The organism is Chitinophaga sp. W3I9 (assembly GCF_050434025.1).
GTDB lineage: Bacteria > Bacteroidota > Bacteroidia > Chitinophagales > Chitinophagaceae > Chitinophaga.
This window is the reverse complement of record NZ_JBNPWC010000001.1, coordinates 1,447,473-1,467,476: the sequence shown is the minus strand read 5'-3', so window position 1 is coordinate 1,467,476 and position 20,004 is coordinate 1,447,473. Positions and strand designations below refer to the sequence as shown.

Annotated in this window: 14 protein-coding genes; 9 read left to right on the top strand and 5 right to left on the bottom strand. The window is 46.4% G+C overall.

The features are described from left to right. Window positions 1–109: 109 nt before the first annotated feature. Together QFZ51_RS06375 and QFZ51_RS06370 are read right to left on the bottom strand one after the other, a co-directional pair. Window positions 110–1,261, bottom strand: a complete 1,152-nt coding sequence (locus tag QFZ51_RS06375; protein WP_429044307.1) for a FecR family protein — start codon at window positions 1,259–1,261, stop codon at window positions 110–112. A gap of 72 nt (window positions 1,262–1,333) precedes the next feature. Next, on the bottom strand, window positions 1,334–1,921 hold the full coding sequence (locus QFZ51_RS06370) for an RNA polymerase sigma-70 factor (protein WP_429044305.1): 588 nt from the start codon (window positions 1,919–1,921) through the stop codon (window positions 1,334–1,336). Window positions 1,922–2,131: 210 nt separating this feature from the next. Here QFZ51_RS06370 and QFZ51_RS06365 point away from each other — a divergent pair, with 210 nt between their 5' ends. From QFZ51_RS06365 to QFZ51_RS06345, 5 genes are all read left to right on the top strand, one after another. Beyond that, window positions 2,132–3,097: a phosphatidylinositol-specific phospholipase C gene (locus QFZ51_RS06365; RefSeq protein ID WP_429044303.1), complete on the top strand. Its 966-nt coding sequence runs from the start codon at window positions 2,132–2,134 to the stop codon at window positions 3,095–3,097. 195 nt (window positions 3,098–3,292) lie between these two features. Next, window positions 3,293–4,045, top strand: coding sequence for a CHAP domain-containing protein (locus QFZ51_RS06360; RefSeq protein ID WP_429044301.1), 753 nt, complete (start codon window positions 3,293–3,295; stop codon window positions 4,043–4,045). A gap of 176 nt (window positions 4,046–4,221) precedes the next feature. Then, entirely contained in the window at window positions 4,222–7,050 is a 2,829-nt protein-coding gene (locus QFZ51_RS06355) for a S8 family serine peptidase (protein ID WP_429044298.1), read from the top strand. 8 nt (window positions 7,051–7,058) lie between these two features. Beyond that, the gene (locus QFZ51_RS06350; RefSeq protein WP_429044296.1) at window positions 7,059–8,729 is read left to right on the top strand and encodes a hypothetical protein; all 1,671 of its coding nucleotides are present in this window, start codon (window positions 7,059–7,061) and stop codon (window positions 8,727–8,729) included. A gap of 189 nt (window positions 8,730–8,918) precedes the next feature. After that, a complete protein-coding gene (locus QFZ51_RS06345) occupies window positions 8,919–9,575 on the top strand; it encodes a GIY-YIG nuclease family protein (RefSeq protein ID WP_429044294.1) in 657 nt (218 codons plus the stop codon). Between the two features lie 10 nt (window positions 9,576–9,585). On the opposite strand, the gene QFZ51_RS06340 is transcribed toward QFZ51_RS06345, so the two are convergent. Together QFZ51_RS06340 and QFZ51_RS06335 are read right to left on the bottom strand one after the other, a co-directional pair. Further along, window positions 9,586–11,223, bottom strand: a complete 1,638-nt coding sequence (locus tag QFZ51_RS06340; RefSeq protein WP_429044292.1) for a serine hydrolase — start codon at window positions 11,221–11,223, stop codon at window positions 9,586–9,588. A gap of 92 nt (window positions 11,224–11,315) precedes the next feature. Further along, on the bottom strand, window positions 11,316–11,657 hold the full coding sequence (locus QFZ51_RS06335; RefSeq protein ID WP_429044291.1) for a DUF6249 domain-containing protein: 342 nt from the start codon (window positions 11,655–11,657) through the stop codon (window positions 11,316–11,318). Between the two features lie 104 nt (window positions 11,658–11,761). Here QFZ51_RS06335 and QFZ51_RS06330 point away from each other — a divergent pair, with 104 nt between their 5' ends. The 4 genes from QFZ51_RS06330 to QFZ51_RS06315 all read left to right on the top strand — a co-directional run bounded on the left by QFZ51_RS06330 (window position 11,762) and on the right by QFZ51_RS06315 (window position 14,033). Beyond that, complete coding sequence (locus QFZ51_RS06330) at window positions 11,762–12,349, top strand: RNA polymerase sigma factor (protein WP_429044289.1); 588 nt, start codon at window positions 11,762–11,764, stop codon at window positions 12,347–12,349. After that, window positions 12,346–12,666 (top strand): hypothetical protein, encoded by a 321-nt coding sequence (locus tag QFZ51_RS06325; RefSeq protein WP_429044287.1) that lies wholly within the window; start codon window positions 12,346–12,348, stop codon window positions 12,664–12,666. The genes QFZ51_RS06330 and QFZ51_RS06325 overlap by 4 nt, the downstream gene beginning before the upstream one ends. 348 nt (window positions 12,667–13,014) lie before the next feature. After that, window positions 13,015–13,887, top strand: coding sequence for an alpha/beta fold hydrolase (locus QFZ51_RS06320; RefSeq protein WP_429044285.1), 873 nt, complete (start codon window positions 13,015–13,017; stop codon window positions 13,885–13,887). Between the two features lie 17 nt (window positions 13,888–13,904). Then, a complete protein-coding gene (locus QFZ51_RS06315; protein WP_429044282.1) occupies window positions 13,905–14,033 on the top strand; it encodes a hypothetical protein in 129 nt (42 codons plus the stop codon). Between the two features lie 152 nt (window positions 14,034–14,185). On the opposite strand, the gene QFZ51_RS06310 is transcribed toward QFZ51_RS06315, so the two are convergent. Further along, on the bottom strand, window positions 14,186–19,768 hold the full coding sequence (locus QFZ51_RS06310) for an alpha-2-macroglobulin family protein (protein WP_429044280.1): 5,583 nt from the start codon (window positions 19,766–19,768) through the stop codon (window positions 14,186–14,188). Between the last annotated feature and the right edge of the window lie 236 nt (window positions 19,769–20,004).

Here is a 20,004-nt window from a genome sequence, read left to right as displayed (position 1 = left end):
AGGGGCGGGTGAGATCGCTCCTGGTTTTTTATGCCGGTTCTTACCACACGTCATTCAGGGACCTTTGTTCATGGTAATAGCAATTTGGTTGATATAATGAATAAGATACTTACGGCATAACGATCAGCCTGCGTTGTTCCATTTTAAAATGGATCCTGCTGATTTCCAGTAATCGCAATAATTCTGACAAGTTCGCGTCTCTCGGAATATCTCCTGTGAAGCTGCGGACGGGTATTGCGCCGCTATATACTACTTCCACATCGTACCATCTTTCCACCTGCCGCATGATTGTTTTGATGTCTGCACTTTTAAAAGAAGTAAGTCCGTTTTTCCATGCTACCGCCAGGCTTACGTCAGCATTTTCTATTACTTTCATTTTGCCATTTGGCTCCAGCAGTGATTGTTCTCCCGGCTTTAATACACTGGAAGCATTTGCCTGGCTTACTTTTACGGCGCCTTCCAGCAGGGTAGTTCTCATGGCAGCTTCATCGGCGTAAGCCATTACATTGAAGCTGGTGCCCAATACCGCGATACTGGCGTTATTAACGGATACAAAAAATGGCTGGCTGGCATTCCTGGCTACTTCAAAGTAGGCTTCCCCGTTTAGTTCCACCCGGCGTTCCTTTCCAACAAAGGCAGTTGGAAATTTCAGGGAAGAGGCGGCATTCAGCCACACTTTTGAGCCATCCGGCAGTTCCAGCTGATACTGTCCCCCTTTAGGGGTTTTTAATATGTTATAGGCTATACTATTGGCAGCTGTCTGCTTGTTTTGGTCGTATTTCAGCATTCCCGGGCTCACATGTAAATTCACATCCCCTTGTTTCGCCAGTGTGCCCTTCAGTGAGCTATCCAGCGCTATCACATTCCCGTTTGCCAGTGTGAGCATGGCTTTTGTTCCGCCCGGTTTCACATCTTTTTTTATATTTTCTGTTACCACAGCTGGTAACTTATCTGCTTTCCGTGTTTTGGTGACCAGCAGCAAGATGCTGGTGGCGACGATCAATAATAATACAGCAGCGGCCCAACGCTGCCAGTAAACCCATTTAAGCGGCTGCCGCGCCGGTACCTGGTTTAGCTGGGGCGAGGGAAAAAACATGTCATCTTCCTCACCGGACTGTATCCAGGCTTCTTCGATCAGCAATTCCAGCTGCGTTTGATTATCTGCCGCATTTAAAAAATCACTTAACTCGGATTGTTCCGCCTGGGTGATTGTTTTACCCGCATATCGGCTAAGCAGGTAGCGCAACCTGGTATTATCCATCAGCATAGATTGATTCTACCCTATAAGACAGCAACAAGTATAAAAAAGAGGTAATGGTGTAAGAAAAAAAATTTACCCCCTGAAAGGTGTGGCCAGAATAAGCATCAGCAAATTAATTTCCGGATGCGTCATTGCATAACTCCGGATGGAACGCAGGGCCAGTACCATGTGCTTCTTAACTGTTTCCAGTGAAATGGCCATGCGCTCGGCAATTTCAGCCTGGCGGAGACCTTCATCCCGGCTTAAAAGATATACTTTCTGACGCTGGGCCGGCAGCTCTGAAATGGCCTGGTCTATGATGCGGCGGTAATTCCGGATAACAGTATCATCTTCCTGGTCGTGAGTAGCCGCTATACTGGTTTCCCATGCCTGTTTCCTGGCCAGTTCCCGGCCAAGCTTTTTCAGGAAGGATATGCTATAGTTCCTGGCTACTGCATACAGGTAAGGATGAAAATGTTCTACCTGCCTTAACTTCTCCCGTTTTTCCCAAATCCGGATAAATATTTCCTGTACAATCTCTTCGGCCAGCGGTTTGGACCCCGTCAGCTGCATAACAAATGCTCCCAGCCTGTTTTGGTAGGTATGAAATAAATGTGCAAAGGCAGCCTCATCGCCCTGCGACACCCTGAATAGTAAATCTGGTTCACTATTTAATTGCACGGTATTCAAAATAAATGTAAGTGCTTCCCCCGAAGCTAATCTGGTTGATATAACGTAAAGGTATGCATTCCTGTGCTGATAAAAAATCACACCTTTCGACCACCTGCCGGAAATGTTAATTCCACATCAAGGATTGTTAACCAACAATTAATTTCCACTGCAATGAACCAAATAGTATTCTCCTGTATTTTTAATATAAATACTTCCATTATGAACCTGAAAACCCTTTTGGTGGCCCTGGCCATCCTTTCTCTTTTTGGCTGTAAAAAAGACCTGGCAATTCCTGATGCAGCAGCTGGCGATGAAGCAATGACAAAAAACGCTGTAACCGGCGCTTTAAGCGTAACCCTTACCGGCTGGATGAGCGCCATTGCAGACAATACCAGTCTCACGGCCCTGTCTATTCCCGGCACACACGACAGCGGCGCCCGTGTGGAACCGGTTGGCGGCACCGCCAAATGTCAAAACCTCAGCATCCGCGAACAACTGGATGCCGGTACACGCTTCCTTGATATCCGTTGCCGGCACATCGGCGATGCTTTCGCCATTCACCACGGTTCTATTTACCAGAACCTCAATTTTACGGACGTACTTACCGCCTGTTATGATTTCCTGGCAGCAAATCCTTCAGAAACGATTGTAATGTGCGTAAAAGAAGAGTATGATCCCACCAACAACACCCGCTCCTTTGAGCAAACGTTCGACAGCTATACGCAGCTGCAACCTTCCAAATGGTATCTAAGCGATGCGGTTCCCAACCTCGGCCAGGTAAGGGGCAAAATCGTGCTGCTGAGGAGATTTGGCGCCACCAGTACCCCAAAAGGTATTGAAGCCACCAACTGGGCCGACAATACCACGTTTTCTATCAATAACACCAACTCCTCCCTGCGGGTGCAGGACCAGTATGTAGTACCCGATAATAACGCGAAATGGACAGGCATTACCAACCTGCTCACAGAGGCAAAGAACGGCAGCCAGTCGGTACTATATATCAATTTCACCAGTGGGTATAAATCCCTGATCTTTGGTATTCCCAGCATTACTACCGTTTCAAATGCCATTAATCCACAGATCAACACTTATTTTACCAGTAACACGCATGGCAGATATGGTATCATCCCGATGGATTTTGCAGCGGCCGACCGGAATACGCTGATCATTAATACCAATTTCTAAAGATATATGGTCAATAAATGAAAGGAGGCCGCTTCATCGGGGATGACGCGGCCTCCTTTTTCCCGGTTTTTAAAATGCCGGGAAGTTGTTATCTTTAGATAACTCCAAAAAAGATTCATCAGACAGCTATCCCATAACAGTATAAAACCATTGTGAAATAATATTCTTACCCCCAAATTTTAAAAATCAATTGTTATGAATTACCCCAACAAAGTAATTAAGGCTGGCGAAACAAACAGCCAGATTGTAAAAGCCATTCAACAAAGACTGATTGAACTCGGTATCGGTACTCTACAGGGCACAGGCACCTTTGGCCCTAAAACTGTGTCTGCCGTAAAACAATTCCAGGCGCTGCACCGCGACCGGTTTGGTAATCCGCTTATTGTGGATGGTGACGTGGGCGCCATTACCTGGGAAGTATTGTTTGACGATGGTGTACCGGAAGAAACAAATGCGCCCAATACGCTACTTGCCAAAGCGATTGAAGTGGCCGAAAGCCAGATTGGCGTGATGGAAGTGCCTCCTGGCAGCAACCGGGGACCACAGGTAGAAGCCTATCTGGCCAGTACCAATACCCCTCCCGGCAACTACTGGTGCGCAGCCTTTGTGTACTGGTGCTTCAAAAAAGCCGCAGCAGACCTGGGTATTGCTAATCCCGTTGTTAAAACTGCCGGCTGCCTGGACCACTGGAACAAAACAAAAGCGCTGAAAATCACTACCGCAAAGGCTATCAACAACCCCTCCCTGATAGTTCCGGGCAGCATCTTCATTAAAAGCCATGGTGGCGGCTTCGGTCATACCGGTATTGTAACCGCTGTAAATGGTGGCTTTATTGAAACCATTGAAGGCAATAGCAACCCCAACGGCAGCAGTAACGGGATTGGCGTGTTCCGTATTAAATTCCGGAAGATAAATTCCATTGAAAAAGGGTTCATTATTTACGGATAAATCTCCTGCTTCCGGGCCGCCAACCTGTTGCCCGGAAGTATTACTTCATTACAAATGCCGCTCTTTTCATTTTATAATAAAAAAGATATTTCAAATGACCTTTTATTCCCTTCTTTTTTGATTAAATTCATTAGCGAAAACCTAAGTGTACTACCCCAAATAAATACCCTCAATAAATGATACCTCATTGGAAAGTTATCCAGGAAGTAGCAAATCGTTTTGGTGACCGTCAGCCACAGTTTGAAGCTGCCGAAAGAAAGCTGTATGCCTTACGGGAAGCCAATCAGCCTTTAGTACAACTGGAAGATAATCCCACACGGGTGCAATATCGTGTGGCCCGCGAAAACACGCCCCTGGTGGCAACTGCGCTGGAGCGGATTACAGGCACGGCCGACTTCCAGGACAAATATGTACTGGACAGGTTATCTGAAATGTCCAGGGCCGTGTGCCGTATCCTGAAAGGCGGGACGCCCATTGGCACCGGTTTCCTCGTAACAGAAGACATCCTGCTAACCAACCACCATGTGATTGAATCGGCTGATGATGCAGAAAACATGATTGCAGAATTCAACTATGAAGTGGACGCTACTACAAAAGCGCTGAAAAGAAGCGCTTCCTTCAAACTGGATGCCCGCAAGTTTTTTATGACATCGAGCCTGGAAGTAAGTAAAACTACGCTGAACAGCGGTCTCGATTTCACCCTGATAGGTGTAAGCCTGACCGGCACTTTCGGTGAATTACTGTCGCAGTTTCCCCCAATCCGTCTTGACGGCAACCTCGGCAAAATCATTAAAGGCGAATCCTGTGTAATTGTGCAGCACCCCAACGGCCTGCCTAAAAAAGTGGTACTGAAAGATATCCGCTTCTTCTCTGAAACAGGTACCCGCCTGGTATATGAATCGGATACACTCCCCGGCAGCAGCGGCTCCCCGGTGTTCGGAATGGGTACCTGCGAGATCATTGCCCTCCATCACAGCGGGCTTTCCCGCACGGATGATCAAAACCGCGTACTTACCCGGAGTGGGCAACTGGCCACCCCTGAAACACCGGACGACGAGATTGACTGGATCGGCAATGAAGGCATTAAAGTGAGTGTAATTGTCAGCGCCGTGCGGGAAGCCACGTTAAGTCCGGATATGGAAAAGGGCCGCCGCGCTTTATTAAAAGATACCGACAATATTGCACCGCAGCTGAAGCAGGCCTTACCCGACCAGGCCAGCGTTCGTAGCGGTGTAAACAATGTAGTAACAGCTGCCGCTATGAGCAATAACAGCGCTCCATCCAATGTTCCCGATATTCCTTCATCTCCCAAAGAAAATACTATGGATGTTCCTTCATCTGCCAATATTAGTACTCCCACCGCATTTATAATCTCTGCATTGAATAAACCGGAAACGGTGTCGCAGATAGAAGCGGTATTATCTGTAAAATATCCGCCGGGCATTAAGCTGTCGTTGCTTACACCCGCCACCGCCGTTGCCGGCAAAGAAGAGTTGTTTACGTTTACCACCAACTTCAGTGGCAACGCGCATGAAGAAGCCGGAAAACTGGCACAGGTACCAGGCATCTTTTATGCAGAAGCAGATCTGCCTTTATACCTGAATGCCGATACCGTTAATATTATCAGGAAGGGTGGCGGTCCTGCCGAATCCGGCTTTCTGTTTGACGACGGCTATGGCACGCCCAACGAAGATGCTTTCCTGAAAAATTATACGGTAACGGCTGTGAGCAAATTTGTTGCCGGCCGGAAAGCAGAAGAATACCGGCGTTGGAACTGGTACGCCACCGGGTTCGATAAGATACTGCTGACACAACAAACACCTGCATCGCCTCATGAAAAAGGCATCCGTGTAGTACAGTTTGACACCGGTTATACCGACCATTCCAAAGTAGCCGGTGCATTTGACACCGACAACGATTATAACTTTCTCGATAATACCAATGACGCGTTGGACTTGCGCACCATTTCGCTGGGAAAGCAACCCGGTCATGGCACCCGTACCGGCAGCCTGTTAATTGGCCACGACTTTTCACCTGCCGCAGGTAACGGCAACTGCGGCTTACTGGCTCCCGATAATTACAAACTGGTTCCCTTTCGTATAGCCGAAACAGTGGTCATCATCAACAGGCAGCAGCAACTGGCAGCAGCATTGGATGCAGCTATTGCCCAGGGTTTTGATATCATTACCATGAGCATGGGCATTCCCCCTACGCTCACCACTGCACGGCTGGCAAAAAAGGCATATGAAAGTGGCGTTATCTGGTGCTGTGCAGCCGGTAACAGCGTGCAGGCGGTAGTAGCGCCCGCTGTGTTTCCCGGTACTATTGCGGTGGCAGCATCCAATCCGCTGGACAGGGAATGGACCGGATCTTCGAGAGGAGATACAGTAGATATTACTGCGCCGGGAGAAGATGTGCTGGTACCCATCTGGCAGGCGGCAGGCGACCACCTGGAAGGTTTTGCCTATGGCGATGGCACCAGCTACGCCACACCGCATGTTGCCGCCGCAGCAGCCTACTGGTTGGCAAAATACCAGGACCAGCTCAGGGCGCCGGAATATGCCGGCTGGAAAAGAGTAGAAGCTTTCCGTCAGGCGCTGAAAGACTCTGCCCGCAAAAGCGATCAACTACCCACGAAAGGTTTTGGAAGTGGTATTCTCAACGCAGAAAAACTTCTAAACACTCCCCCTAAACCTGCCGGCAAATTAAACAACCAATACAACGGCTGGAACGAAAGCGCTTTCCTGAACTCGCTGCAGGGCTATGGCGAAATAGTAAAAACTTACTGGAACAAACTTCACAATGCCATTTTTGGTACGAGAAGAGGCAACCAGGAATCGCTCACCGCTATTTCCACTCCAATGTCCGACAGCGCGCGGATGCTGGAAAGCGCCACCTTTGGAAAAAGCAGAAGCGCCTATGAAAGCACCACTCCTGCCACCTATCCGGATCTGCTTCAACGGTTTAACACCGTTCAGTCTATTATTGAAAATGCCGCTAAATAAGTGACCCCATGACAAACAAGATATTCGACTTTCATTTCCATCTGCTGTTTAAACATTATCTCAGCAATGGTACCCCTATAAATGAGCAAGTGAAAACCACCGGCCTGGCCAGTTTGCTGAACGATCTTTTCGGCGGACCGTTTAATAGCCAGTCGTCACCCGACCAGGTGAAAGACAGCCAGCTCTATCTGGGAGTGGCTTCTATTATCAGCCTGGAACATGCTTTTGCCCGTAGAATTTTGCATGTGCTCGGCATCGACTTCTCCCATATATTACCTTTAAACAAAGACATCGTAAATAAAACCAGGGACGGTAAAACCAGCTACTACGCCGAGTTTCAGCAACAGGTAAAAATGTACCTGGATAGTAAGGCCATCCTGGAACAGGCGCCCTATCATATAAAATATACGGGGAGGAAAGATTGGGAAGGCAAAACGCCGCAACAAATAGCAGATGTGCTGAAAGATGATAACACACAACGCTACCTCATTTTTTCTATAGAAGGCGGTCATAATTTGTCCGATGTGCCTATCCGGGGCGCCGCGTTATCCAGGACGCCGGAGCTGAACCTGAAAGATATCCAGGATAACAGTGAACTGGATTTTATCAGCATTAATCTCTGTCACCTCAGCTATATCCCGGAGCAGCCGCTGGGCGGGTTTGCGCAGGGACTTAACAAGCAGGCGCAAATAGCTTTCAGCAGCGAGGACTTCATGCCTAAAGCTGGCCTCGGACTTACACAGCTGGGAAAAAAGGTAATACGCCAGGCGCTGCTGCATGAAAAGAGACCGGTGCTCATCGATCTGAAACATATGAGCGTATACACGCGGTTTCATTATTACCGTTACCGCGAATCGCTGATCAATGAATCGCCCGCCGTCAACAGGCTGCCGATCATCACCTCTCACACTGGTTTCACATTCACTTCATTGAATAACTATCTCGCTAAAAAACAATTCAGATCCACCACTGGTCAGCAGGATGGCGTATTGGTGAGTATAGTGGAATCTGAAAACCGGAAAATCGGAAAAACAAACGACAGCATTAATAGCGGTCTTTATGGCAATCCCTGGACTATCAATTTATTCGATGAAGAAATTATAGAGATCATGAGCTCGCGGGGAATGATCGGTATCAGTCTTGACCAGCGCATCCTGGGTGCAGAAAAAATGGTTGACAGTAACCGGCCTGAATATTTTGATCCCGAATACATTGCCCGGGAAGAATGGGAAAAGCTTTTCAGGGATGGTCAACTTCCAGGCGCAGAGAAATTATTTGATTTCCTGAGCATTCCTTCGAGGGCGGAGCGGCACCTGATGCTGTTGTGTCTTCACATTATTTATGCCGTGAGGATCGGGAATGCCGGCATGGGATGGGAGCCTGGTACTTCACCGTGGGATCATATCTGTATTGGCTCTGATTTCGATGGACTGATTAATCCTATCAACCGGATAGATAATATCCTGAAATTATCCGACCTGGCTGCCGGGTTAAAAAAATATTTACCCGTTGCCGATAAATATCTGAATACGGGAGATGGTAACAATGCGCGCTCACTTCGCTACAATCCTGCAGACGGATCACTGGATATGAATTACCTGGAGGAAGTGATTGGGAAGTTTATGTATACCAATGGGCTGAATTTTACCGCGAGGTACCTGAGTAACTGGCAGGAATAGCGCCGATTTCAAATATCTGTATCGTAGTATAAGATCATTGTTTAACAACCACACTGCGCACAGGTGATGCTCCTCTATGCGCCGCATACACTTCATATTATAATTTAAGATGATTATTCCATTTTGTATATAAGAATCATAGTCGTAAATTGATAACATAATTATCACCAGCAAGCGCGAAATCACCTCATGGAGCAAGTACAAATTGGTAAGTGTGTGTACATTCTGAACACAGGTAAAAACCTGTATAAGATCGGTAAAACGCAGGACCTGCATAAGCGTCTGGCGGCTTATCATACACACCTGCCCGTAATGTTCCGTGTTATCAGGCAGTATGCAGCGTTGAATATGACAGACCTGGAAGAGAGTCTGCATATTGTTTTTCAGCATAAACGTGTAAAAGGCGAATGGTTTGAGCTCAGCAAGAGCGACCTCATCATCTGCGATAATATTGCCCGGAACTATGCTCTGCAGGCCTTACAGAAGCAGCACCGGAAGTATACTGACATTGCTTTCAGCGATAATCCCCTGTTACAGGTAATGGAAGCCAATGAAAAATACCTGCAGGATTATTCCAGGATTGCTGATGACATTAAGCTGGGACTTAATAATGACGAGGTATTTGAGCTTCATGAAGGCACGGTGAATAAATCCATTATTGAAACGGTGAGGCGATTAATGCGGTACCGTACTCCCAATTCAGAATTCCTTGGCAAATGGCTGCGGGTAGTAAACGAGCTGAGTGATGGCGTTAGTGAAAGTACTATTCTCCAAAAATACAAAGGCCAGATCAGCCGTTCCACTATACAAATGATCAAAAGAATTTTACGTAATCAGTTGTATTGAGACCGGCGGCTCATTCCACTTTCTTTGCGACAGCTACACCATTTTGAATTTTTGTTAATCCTGTAACGGTTCCATTTTTATCCAGGATGAACACCAGCTGCGCATCTAAATTTCTTGCAAAAAACCCACAAGTATCATAGGGAACTATTTCCTGCCTGATTTGCCTGCGACCCGGGCCTGTGCCATATAACCGGTTACCATCCCGGGTAATGGCAAGAATAAAGTTATCCGGAAACTGATATTTCCCAATATACCTTTTCAGCGCTTCAGGGGGAATATTTATCGCGTACAGGTTGTTCAGTTTAATACCTGTCCGGATGAATGTAACTGCTTTCCCCGCTGTTTCAGAAACGAGCCCGCCGATACTTCCGTCTTTCTTCTTCAAAAATTCTATGATGGCCAGGTTGTTCTCAAAATAAAATTTGTCATTCCCAAAAGGGATCAGCTGTTCTTTCGGTCCTCCTTTTACAAAGTACAGGAGTCGTCCATCTTCATAAGATACGGTTCTTTGTCCCTCTGTTGCTGATTCATAGATGGCTGCATATGATTTAAGTTGCGCTATGGGCAACCCGATTTCGTTGGTGTGATAAGGTTTACCGATAGCTATGCCCGCAATTTTTGATCCGATGACTTCAGGGTTATTGTTTTCACAGTTGGTAAAAACAGCCACAAATACGTTCTCCTGCGGAAGATAAACAGCGAATGTTGAGAATCCATTGATCAGGCCATCGTGTTTAATATCCAGGCTTCCCTGGATATTTCCCAGCCACCAACCGTATCCGTAACCAGTGGAATTTCCTTTGTTCAGTTGATGGGAGGTATGTGCTTTTTCCAGGCTTTTTTTACTAATAACTTTCCCATCCATCAGGGCTTTATTCCAGATGTACAGATCTTCAACGGTAGAAAGAATGGAACCTGCTGAATAGGGTTGGGTCATACTTAGGAAGTCGGCATTTTTATATGTGTCGTTGTCTTTTTGATAGCCACTGATGCGGCCGGGGATTATAGATGCAGTATTGTCGTAGCCGGAATTTTTCATTCCTAAAGGTTTAAAGAAATTTTCACTGATATATGCTTCATAGGGCATACCCGAAATGCGTTCAATAATATAGCCCAACAGCACATATCCGTTATTATTATAGCGGAAACTCTCGCCGGGCAAAAAGTCTGACGGCTGGTATTTAAAGGAATCAATCAGCGCCTGCGGAGTAAAATCGCGCTTTCTTGCTTCAGCTGTCCATGCGCCTGCACCGGTATTTATTCCCGAAGTGTGCGTAAGTAGCTGTTCAATGGTAACATCCGGCACAGGATAATCACTGATAAATTTAGTGATCTCATCCTGCAACGATAATTTTCTTTCCTCTGCCAGCTTTAAAATTGCGCAGGCGGTAAATTGTTTGGTAATAGAACCTATCCGGAATACATGATCAGACTTCAATTGTACATTCAGCTCCAGATTAGCTTTACCAAATGCTTTTTTGTAAACAATTTTATTTGCTTTAGCCACCAGCACGGCAGCTCCCGGGCCTGCGGATGGAAACGTCCGGGCTAACATGGCATCCAGCTCTTTTTCCAGGTGCTGACCAAAGGATATAAGTGGCAGATATATCAACATGGAATACAGCGCTATTATCAATAATTTTCTCATGGTGTTTATGTTTAATCCTTAAAAAAGAGCAAAGGCTTCCCCTAGCGGGTTAAACCCGCCAGTTCTGGCTGCAATAAATGAAGCAGGAAGTATTACTTTTTCTTATCTATGCTCTTTAGTACAAAATAGGAGACTATCAAACTAATTCCCAAAAACAGGAATATGGTAGCCGGCAGTATAAAATCTCGTATTCCATCAATATTTAATGATCTCAAAAAAGTTCCCAGTACAACTCCCAGGGATATGCCAATACTCACAATGCCAAGAAGCAATATAAATAACAGGTAGTTGGTACCTCCTTTAAAATAGTCAGAAGGGAGTCCTTTTTCAATAATGGTCATTCGCTCTTTATACCTTGTTGTGAAATAGTAATAACTTATCCCGAAAACGACAAGTGCAAGCGAAATGATTAAAGATGCGGACGTTATTTGCATGACTATATTTTTAGATATTTTTGAGTTCCTAATAATAAGACTGCTAAAAAGCCAAAGTGGTCACAATGTGACCACTTTGCTCCCCAGGTAGTCTAAATCATGAGATGGCAACCCACAGAGAAAATAAACAGGAAAATGAAATATGGAATAAAGCCATAAATGGCGATATAAATAGTATTGCCGAATTGGTAAATACCTATAAGGACTTTTCTTTTACAATTGCAAAATCTGTTGTTGCCAATAATGAAGACGCGGAAGAGGTAGTACAGGATGCTTTTATGAAGGCATTTGCAGCGCTGGGTAAGTTCAAACAGGCGTCCAGATTTTCTACCTGGCTATACCGTATTGTTTATAATACGGCGTTGACAAAACTTAAAAACAGGAAAACGCCTACTGTCAGTATAGACCAACAACCCGAAACCGAACAGGATGAGGCTACAGAAAATCATGGATGGAATCTGGTAAAGGACGCGGAAAGAAAAAGATACGTCACCTTAGCGCTTAACAGGCTATCGAAGGAAGACCGGCTGGTACTAATCCTCCACTATATCGAGGAAAAGAATATTGCTGAAATCTGTGAGATCCTTGGCGCCGGAAAGTCTGCCATAAAGATGCGTTTATTAAGAGGAAGGAAACAGCTGGAAGCCGAATTAGGGTTATTGTTAAACCATGAAATAAGAAATTTACTATGAAAAATAATAATACGTCAGAAGATAAGCTCCCGGCTATCCTGAAAGAAGACGGCATAGAAAAGCCGTCGGAATTCTTCTCCCATCGTTTAATGCAGGCCGTTGTACAGCAACAAAAGGAAAAAGCAGCTGCAATTTTTAAACCTGTCAATTGGATAGGAAAATTCATTTTGGGTATCCTCCTATCATTTAACCTCCTGTTACTTTATTATTTGAACCCCTTACGGGAGCAATCTGTACTATTCATTGCCATAGCTGCGTTCTTAGCGGGTACATGGGGCGTAATTGCGGTGATAAGGAGATTCTGGGTATCAAGTTAAACTATCTGTGTCTGATGAATTAAGGGATATGCGTACCGCAGCCCCTCCCTGGAGTTGATGGCTATGCAATCCTTGGCTGCTGGTTGATATCTGAGCCACGATTATTCGTGAAATTATCTGCGGAAGCCGGCGCGATCAGTTTTAAAAGTCAGATTACATTGTTTGCCCGTTTTTCTCTACTCAATTGTTTTCTAAATATATTTTGTACTAATTGGTAAAGTATATATCTTTACGGCAGCAAATTACTTCTATATGACACACTTCACGCAATAATCATAAACAAACACCCGCCACAAACGATATTTTTTTAATTAATAATGTACCAAATAGTACAAAAATAAAATTCAGATGCAAACACTCACTACTACCCCCGTTCTCCACAAAACAGTTACTGTCAATCATCTCAATATTTTCTACCGCGAAGCCGGTCCGGCAGACGCGCCCGTGATATTGCTGCTCCACGGCTTTCCATCCACCTCGCACATGTACCGTGATCTGATCCATGACCTGGCCGGCAGGTATCATGTAATAGCCCCGGATTACCCGGGATTTGGTCAAAGCAGTATTCCCCCGCAATCAGCATTCGATTATACCTTCGATAACCTGGCCCTGGTAATAGAACAGTTTATCGACAAGCTGGGATTAACAAAATTCAGCTGGTACCTGCAGGACTATGGCGGCCCCGTTGCCTTCCGCATCATTAGTAAAAGACCAGAACTGGTGGAAGCACTGATCATACAAAACGCTAATGTATATAACGAAGGATTGGGCCCGGATGTACAGGAAATTGGCGCATTGCAGCAGGCCGGAGATGAGAAAGCATTACTGGCAGCTATTGTGCATAAATTAAGCCTGGAAAAAATCAAGGAAGAACATCTCCTGGGCGCGGCCAACCCCGAAAATGTGAGCCCCGACAGTTATGAACTGGCACATGCCTATATGTCGAGGCCCGGCGTGGAAGCAGTACAGGTAGCCCTGTTTCAGAATTATGGCACCAACTTCCCCAGGTACCCTGAATGGCAGCAATACCTGCGTACGCATCAACCACGGTTGCTGGTAGTATGGGGCAAACACGACCGCATCTTTACCTGGCCCGGCGCAGAAGCTTATAAAAAAGACGTACCCAATGCAGAAGTTCACTTACTGGAAGGCAGCCACTTCGCACTGGAAGAATACCATGAGGAAATAGCTGCCCTGATACATGATTTCTTAAAAAGATAATTACTAAAAAATATTTTATGTCGCACACAAAAATTGCCATCAACGGATTTGAAGAGTACACAGCGACATCATCGGCAGCCACTACGGCTCCCTCTTTGATGCCACTCAAACAAAAGTTTTATCTGCAGGGCAACAACAGATTGTAAGAGTGGTGAGCTGGTACGATAATGAGATGAGTTATGTATCACAGTTGGCTCGTACCGTCATCTATTTTGCCCGGTTAAAACAGTAGTAATTTGCTCATAAAAAAATGCGTCCCGGAAATCCCGGGACGCATTTTTTCTTTACATCTCTTTTTCTACTTCACTACCTCTACCCACTTGCCTAGTGCGAAAGCATGTATGGTATTATCATACATCGCCTCGCAAGAGGTTGCCGGCAGATAATACCTGCCGAGATAGGCAGCGTTCAGCAATACATTATAAGTACGTTTCTTGCTTTCTTCTATATTGAAATAAGTGTATACCCGGTCGTCACGTATATCCATATACGTAGCTGGTGAAGAATGGAACGCGCTGTCGTTTTCCATCAAACGGGTGTTTATTATTTCCCAGCCGGAAGGGAAGACCTGCGACAGGGCCATTTGTTCGTAGTACCCTCTTTTACCAGGGTTATTGACGGTAACGGTAGCCATAAAATCGCTTCCCTGGCGCAATGTAGCCGGGTCTAGCGGTTTGCCATCGCGGGTACTGAAGCTTACCTGCATGCCCAATATATCCGGGTTATTGGTAGCCAGGGGTTCCTGACCAGCATCCGGCTGGCCCTGGAGGATAAGGCGCACGTACAACACATTTTGCCCGTTATTCTGGATGCTGATATTGCCCGCACTGCCGTTGACCGCAACAGGTATTTGCGTAACAAAAGATTGCCCGTTTACACTGCCTTTGGTACCGTTAATAGTATACGCAAAACTCATCTTGCTGCCGCCCTTGTTGTTGCCGCAATATTTGGCAACGGCAATCAGTGAATAAGCAGTTGTTTGTGTGCTGTACCACTGATCGTTTTGCGATAGTTGCGCAGCAATTTGTTTCACGAGTTCATTAGCGCGGTTACGTTGTCCCATGATGGTGAGCGTTTCCAGGATCATAGCTTTGTCGCGCAGATCAGAGCCAAAGGTGCCGCCCAACTGTGTATACGCTTTCACCTCGGTGGTAAGTCCCTGGATAAGGGAATTGGCTACTTCCGGCTGACCGGAAAGCTTATAAGCCGCAGCAAGCCGCCATTTGGCCGGAACGGACAGATATTTGAATTCTTTTAACCGGTTCATTGCACCCAGTTCCGGTGATTTGGCCAGTGCCAGCAGGTACAGGCGGTACGACTGTGTAAGATCTCCACCATAGAAATTAAGGGTGCTGGGCGCCCAGGTACCGGCCTTATTACGCTGGTACTTCTTCCACTGATCCAATAATCCCGCTGGCAACGTATAACCTTGTGCCTGTGCTTCTATAAGGAAATGACCGCCATAGTTGGTACCCCACTCATCAGAGTTTCCTTCACCCGGCCAGTAGCTGAAACCACCGTCGGAAGTCTGGAAACTTTTCAGCCTGTTGATACCCGCTTTCACGTTACGGTCTACTTCTGCCCGCTGACTTTCTTTCAGATCCATCAACTGGTTCAGCACCAGTTGCGGGAATACGCCCGAAGTGGTTTGTTCAATACAGCCATGTGGATACTCTATCAGGAATCGCAGGCGTTTGCCCAGGTTGAGCGACGGAATGGTAGATACTTCCAGCACACCGGAGTTGGTGCCTGTCATGCCCACCGGGCTGAAAGCAGATTGCCAGCTCTTATTTCCCTCCAGCGTATTTTCAATAATGTTGGTGATCACCGGGTTGGGATTACGAACATTCAGCTCAATGTTTTCTTCTGCCTTTTCTGCACCACTGGTGGCTGTTACTTTTATTTTAGCTACGCCCGTTTGCGGACGTACTTTTACGTCGAAGTATACAATTTGTTCCCCAGGTTGAGAGAAGGTCACCGTTTTAGTTTGTTCACCTACAACTTCCAGTAATGAGCTGGTAGATAAACTAACGTTCACGTTGCGGATATTAGGCTCCAGGCCAAACACGGTTACCGGTACCTGGATGGTTTCTGACGGACCAAGTACACGTGGTGCGGTGGTGAGCAGCATCAAAGGTTTCTTTACTGCTACCGCTTTTTCAGCAAAGCCATAGGCGCCGTCCTGTCCGGCTACCACCATTGCTTTTACCGATCCTATGTACGGCGGCAGCTTAAATTTATGTGTTTGTTTTTGTCCTGTTTTCAGGTAGAAGGGACCCATGTATTTTACCACGGGCTTAAAGCGGTTGGCTTTAGCGCCACCTGCATTTTTATCCAATCCTTCATCACCGCCTATACTCAGGATACGGTCCATATCCGCTCCCCAGGCGCCTATTACGTAGTCGAACAGATCCCAGGTTTTTACGCCGAGTGCTTCCCTTGCATAAAATGCATTATGAGGGTCTGGTGTTTTGAAACGGGTAAGATCGAGCAGGCCTTCATCTACAATAGCGATGGTATAGGTCATTGGTTTCCCATTACCTTCACTTACGGTGATGCTGGCTTCTGTTTCGGGTTTCAGCTTGTCGGCCATGGTGATTACCGGTTTCAGGACAGTGCCCGGATCCTCAATGGAAATCGGAATAGTCCCATACATACGGATTGGCAAATCGTTGAGGGTTTGCGCATGTGGTTGCAGCAAACTAACGTTCACGTATATATTGGGCGTCATCGATTTTTCTGCCTTGAATTTAAAAGTAGTCTGTCCCTGTTTGGTAGTGATCCAGTATGTTTTCAGCACTTTGCTGCCGGATTCAATGCTTACCAGTCCGCGGCCGCCTTCACTGCTTGGAATGGTGAGGTTAATATCATCGCCGGTTTTGTAGGTTTGTTTATCGGAGGTAAACACCAGCATGGAGGCCTCAGCAGGATTATCCTTCTGCATCCTTTCCGCCCAGCCGGGCCAGTCGATATACACCGCTTTACCTGCGGTATGACCGCTTTGCAGGTCTTTTACCCTGATCAGGTACCGGCCCCAGTCCGGCGAGTTTACGCGCAATTCCCATTTACCTTTACCATTCTGCAGGGTAACGGTTTCTTTACTGAGTAACTGGTTATAGCTGTCTTGTGTGAAGTTGGAATAGTCGTCCTGTTCACCTTCATCCCACCACCATCTCCATTTGATCTTATATAGTTCTACCTGTACTTCGCGGCTGCCGGTAGTGAGATTGCCATTGCCGTCTACATCTACCAGGTCGATCGAATGTGGGCGGTCGGTAAGCAGCATGCCGGTAGTCCGGTCGCCTGCAGGAATGCGTATGCCGGCGTAGGAAGTGAAAGGATTATAAGGCATGGAGAAGTGGTCGATACTGAAATCTCCTCCCGGTTCAAATACTTTTACTTCAAAGTTAGCTTTCAGCTGGCCCGGTGCTACCTTACCCAGTTGAATATCTGCGTTCACAGGAGCGCTGCCGCTTTCACTCAGCGGGCCTTCAAAGATGGTTTTGTTCTCTGCCTCGAAATGGGTTACCGGGTCATCGAAAGCATAGTCCCCGAATTTAGGGAAGCTGGTGCTTTGCTGTACCAGCGACACATCTACTTTGGCTTTCAGATGCTGTGCAGTGGCGCCAAACAGCCACATGGCAGATAAGTTGCCTGTAGCGCTGCCTTTCGACAAGGAAGTGATACTGCCGAAATCCATTTTTATTTTGAGGCGGTTAGGCTTCACCGTTTCAATGCGTATATTTTTCTGGAAGGTGGCGCCGCCTACTTTTACTTTTGCCACCCAGTTGCCGGTTGGATCATCCGGTGCAGTAGCGGTAGCAAAGCTGTAGAAGCCATTTAGTCCTTCATGTTGATTGATCCGCTTGTAGAGTTGTCCTTTAGGATTATATAATTCCAGCGAAACAGGATGGTCTGCCGGTAATTTCTCTCCTTTATCTTCCAAAATAAAAGTAAGATAAACGGAATCACCGGGACGCCATACGCCACGTTCGCCATAGAGGAAGCCTTTGATACCGTTTTGTACTTCTTCTCCTTTCACATCAAACCGGCTTAATGGAAGCGAGCCGCCATCGTCGAGTTTAAGGTAACCTCTCTCATTTTCTTTTTTGGCGATGAGCAGGTAGGGTTTGCGTTTCAGATCAAAGGAGGCAAGTCCTTCCCCATCACTTTTAGTTTTGAAGATGACCTGGTTTTGATAGTCAAGTAACTCCAGCTCCACTCCGATGAGCGGTTTGGTGTCGCGTATATCGGTTACAGCCACCAGCATGCTGTTATCGTTTCCTCTTTTGGCGATGAGACCGATGTTGGAAGCAATCACGTTGCGGGATGCCCATTTATCTTTGCTGTAGTAGGAGTTGGAGCAGGCATCATTGCGGCGGTCCCAGTTATAGCCATATGGATAGTAGCTGTCATACCGTTGCCAGAATGAGTCATCATCATCAATTTTTTCTCCGCCATAATATTCTTCTTCTCCTTCCTCATCGGAAGACGCATTGTCACCATCCTTGGTAGTATCTGCGGAGCAGGCAGTCATAGCGTATGATTTCCGGAAGCCGATAGTAATGCGGTAAATGGCGCCGGGTTCGGTGCGCAGCATTTTATCCAGGTCCAGGAAGAAGCGGTTCTTCTTATGCAGGTTCACAGATTTATCTCCATCGAGACGGATAGTTTTTTCTACTACGGGCTTGCCTACACGACGGAGCTCCTGGCTGCCGTCGAGGTCATTCCGCTGAAGATATTGCGGCACATTATTCTCGTAGATTTTTATAATGGAAACGTCCACGGCATTGAGGTTCACCGCTTCAAACGGCATCACCAGCTTATTACTTTCCGGGAGAATTACGCCTTTGCCGGGAATGCTCACGCTGGGTAAAGTATTTTCAAAGTTAACGTTGGCGCTGAAGGTTTTACCTAAGCGTTTATCCGTGATGTTTATAACGCCTTCATTTACGATGACGTTATAGCTTCCTTCCAGCCGCACCGGTGCATATACGCTTACTTCGCTGCCATCAATGGTGTAACGCAGGTCGCTTTGACCGCTGATGCCGATCAATCCTTCCAGGGTCTGGGCCATACTTACGGGGTCCGAAAACTGTACCAGGAGATGTTGCTCCGGATCTGAGAGCGCTTTTACATTCAATACTTTAAAGTCGCCGATAGCGGGAACTTCGATGGTATTTTTCCCGGTATTATCCACTTTCAACGATCCGCCGTTCCAGCTCAGTTCCATGTTACGGGCAATGTTAGCCCGTGCAATGTTGGCAATGGTGAAACGGGAAGTACGTTCTGCGGCATTGTGTTGCCAGGTAATAGGTAAGCCTTTACCGGCGTATTGTGCGGTGAGTATTTTTTCAATCGCCTGCGGGTCTTCCACATCCGCTGTATAAATAGCGCCGGTGCAGGTCATGCGGTCGAGTGTATTATTAGTGCTGGCTTTCAGCCCGAAATTCTCAATAGAGAATGATGGCTTGATGATCTTGAATTCAAAATCAAACGATTTGAGTTCCTTGGGCACTTCCAGTATTTTGCCAAGTTTAAAGTTGGCTTCATACGTTTTACCGGGTTGCAGGTTTTCATCCGGTCTGAATTCGATAGTGGTGGCATCAATCCAGTAAGCCTTTCCTTTGATGGAAGGGGAAAACTCAAATACTTCCTTTTCCAGGGGTTCGTTCTGAGTATGGGTTACATTGGTTTGTGAGGTGAGGTGAACACGGATGGCGCTTTGTTTGGAAATGATCCCCGCGGTATATGCCTCAATGTACCGGGCAAATTCGGGGTTCATTTCTTTCTTCGCCGTACGGCAACCATTGATCACAAACAGGGCGGCCAGGAATAAAAACAATGCTGCTACAGCGGTAAGCCTTTTTGTTGGGTGCATCGGGAAAGCAGATTAGGTGATTAACTATTAGGTGCGAATGTCGGGAATTTTCCTTAAACGCGGATTTTGTCTTTCTCAGGATTACGCTGATTTTACTGATTAGCTGGATTTTTACTTTTGGATTTTTTTTGATTTTCTTACTGATTAATATAACTAAGGGAGATAAGAGCGATATATCCGCTTCCATCTCCCTTAATCCTTTATAAAATCCAAAAGTAAAAATCCAGCTAATCAGT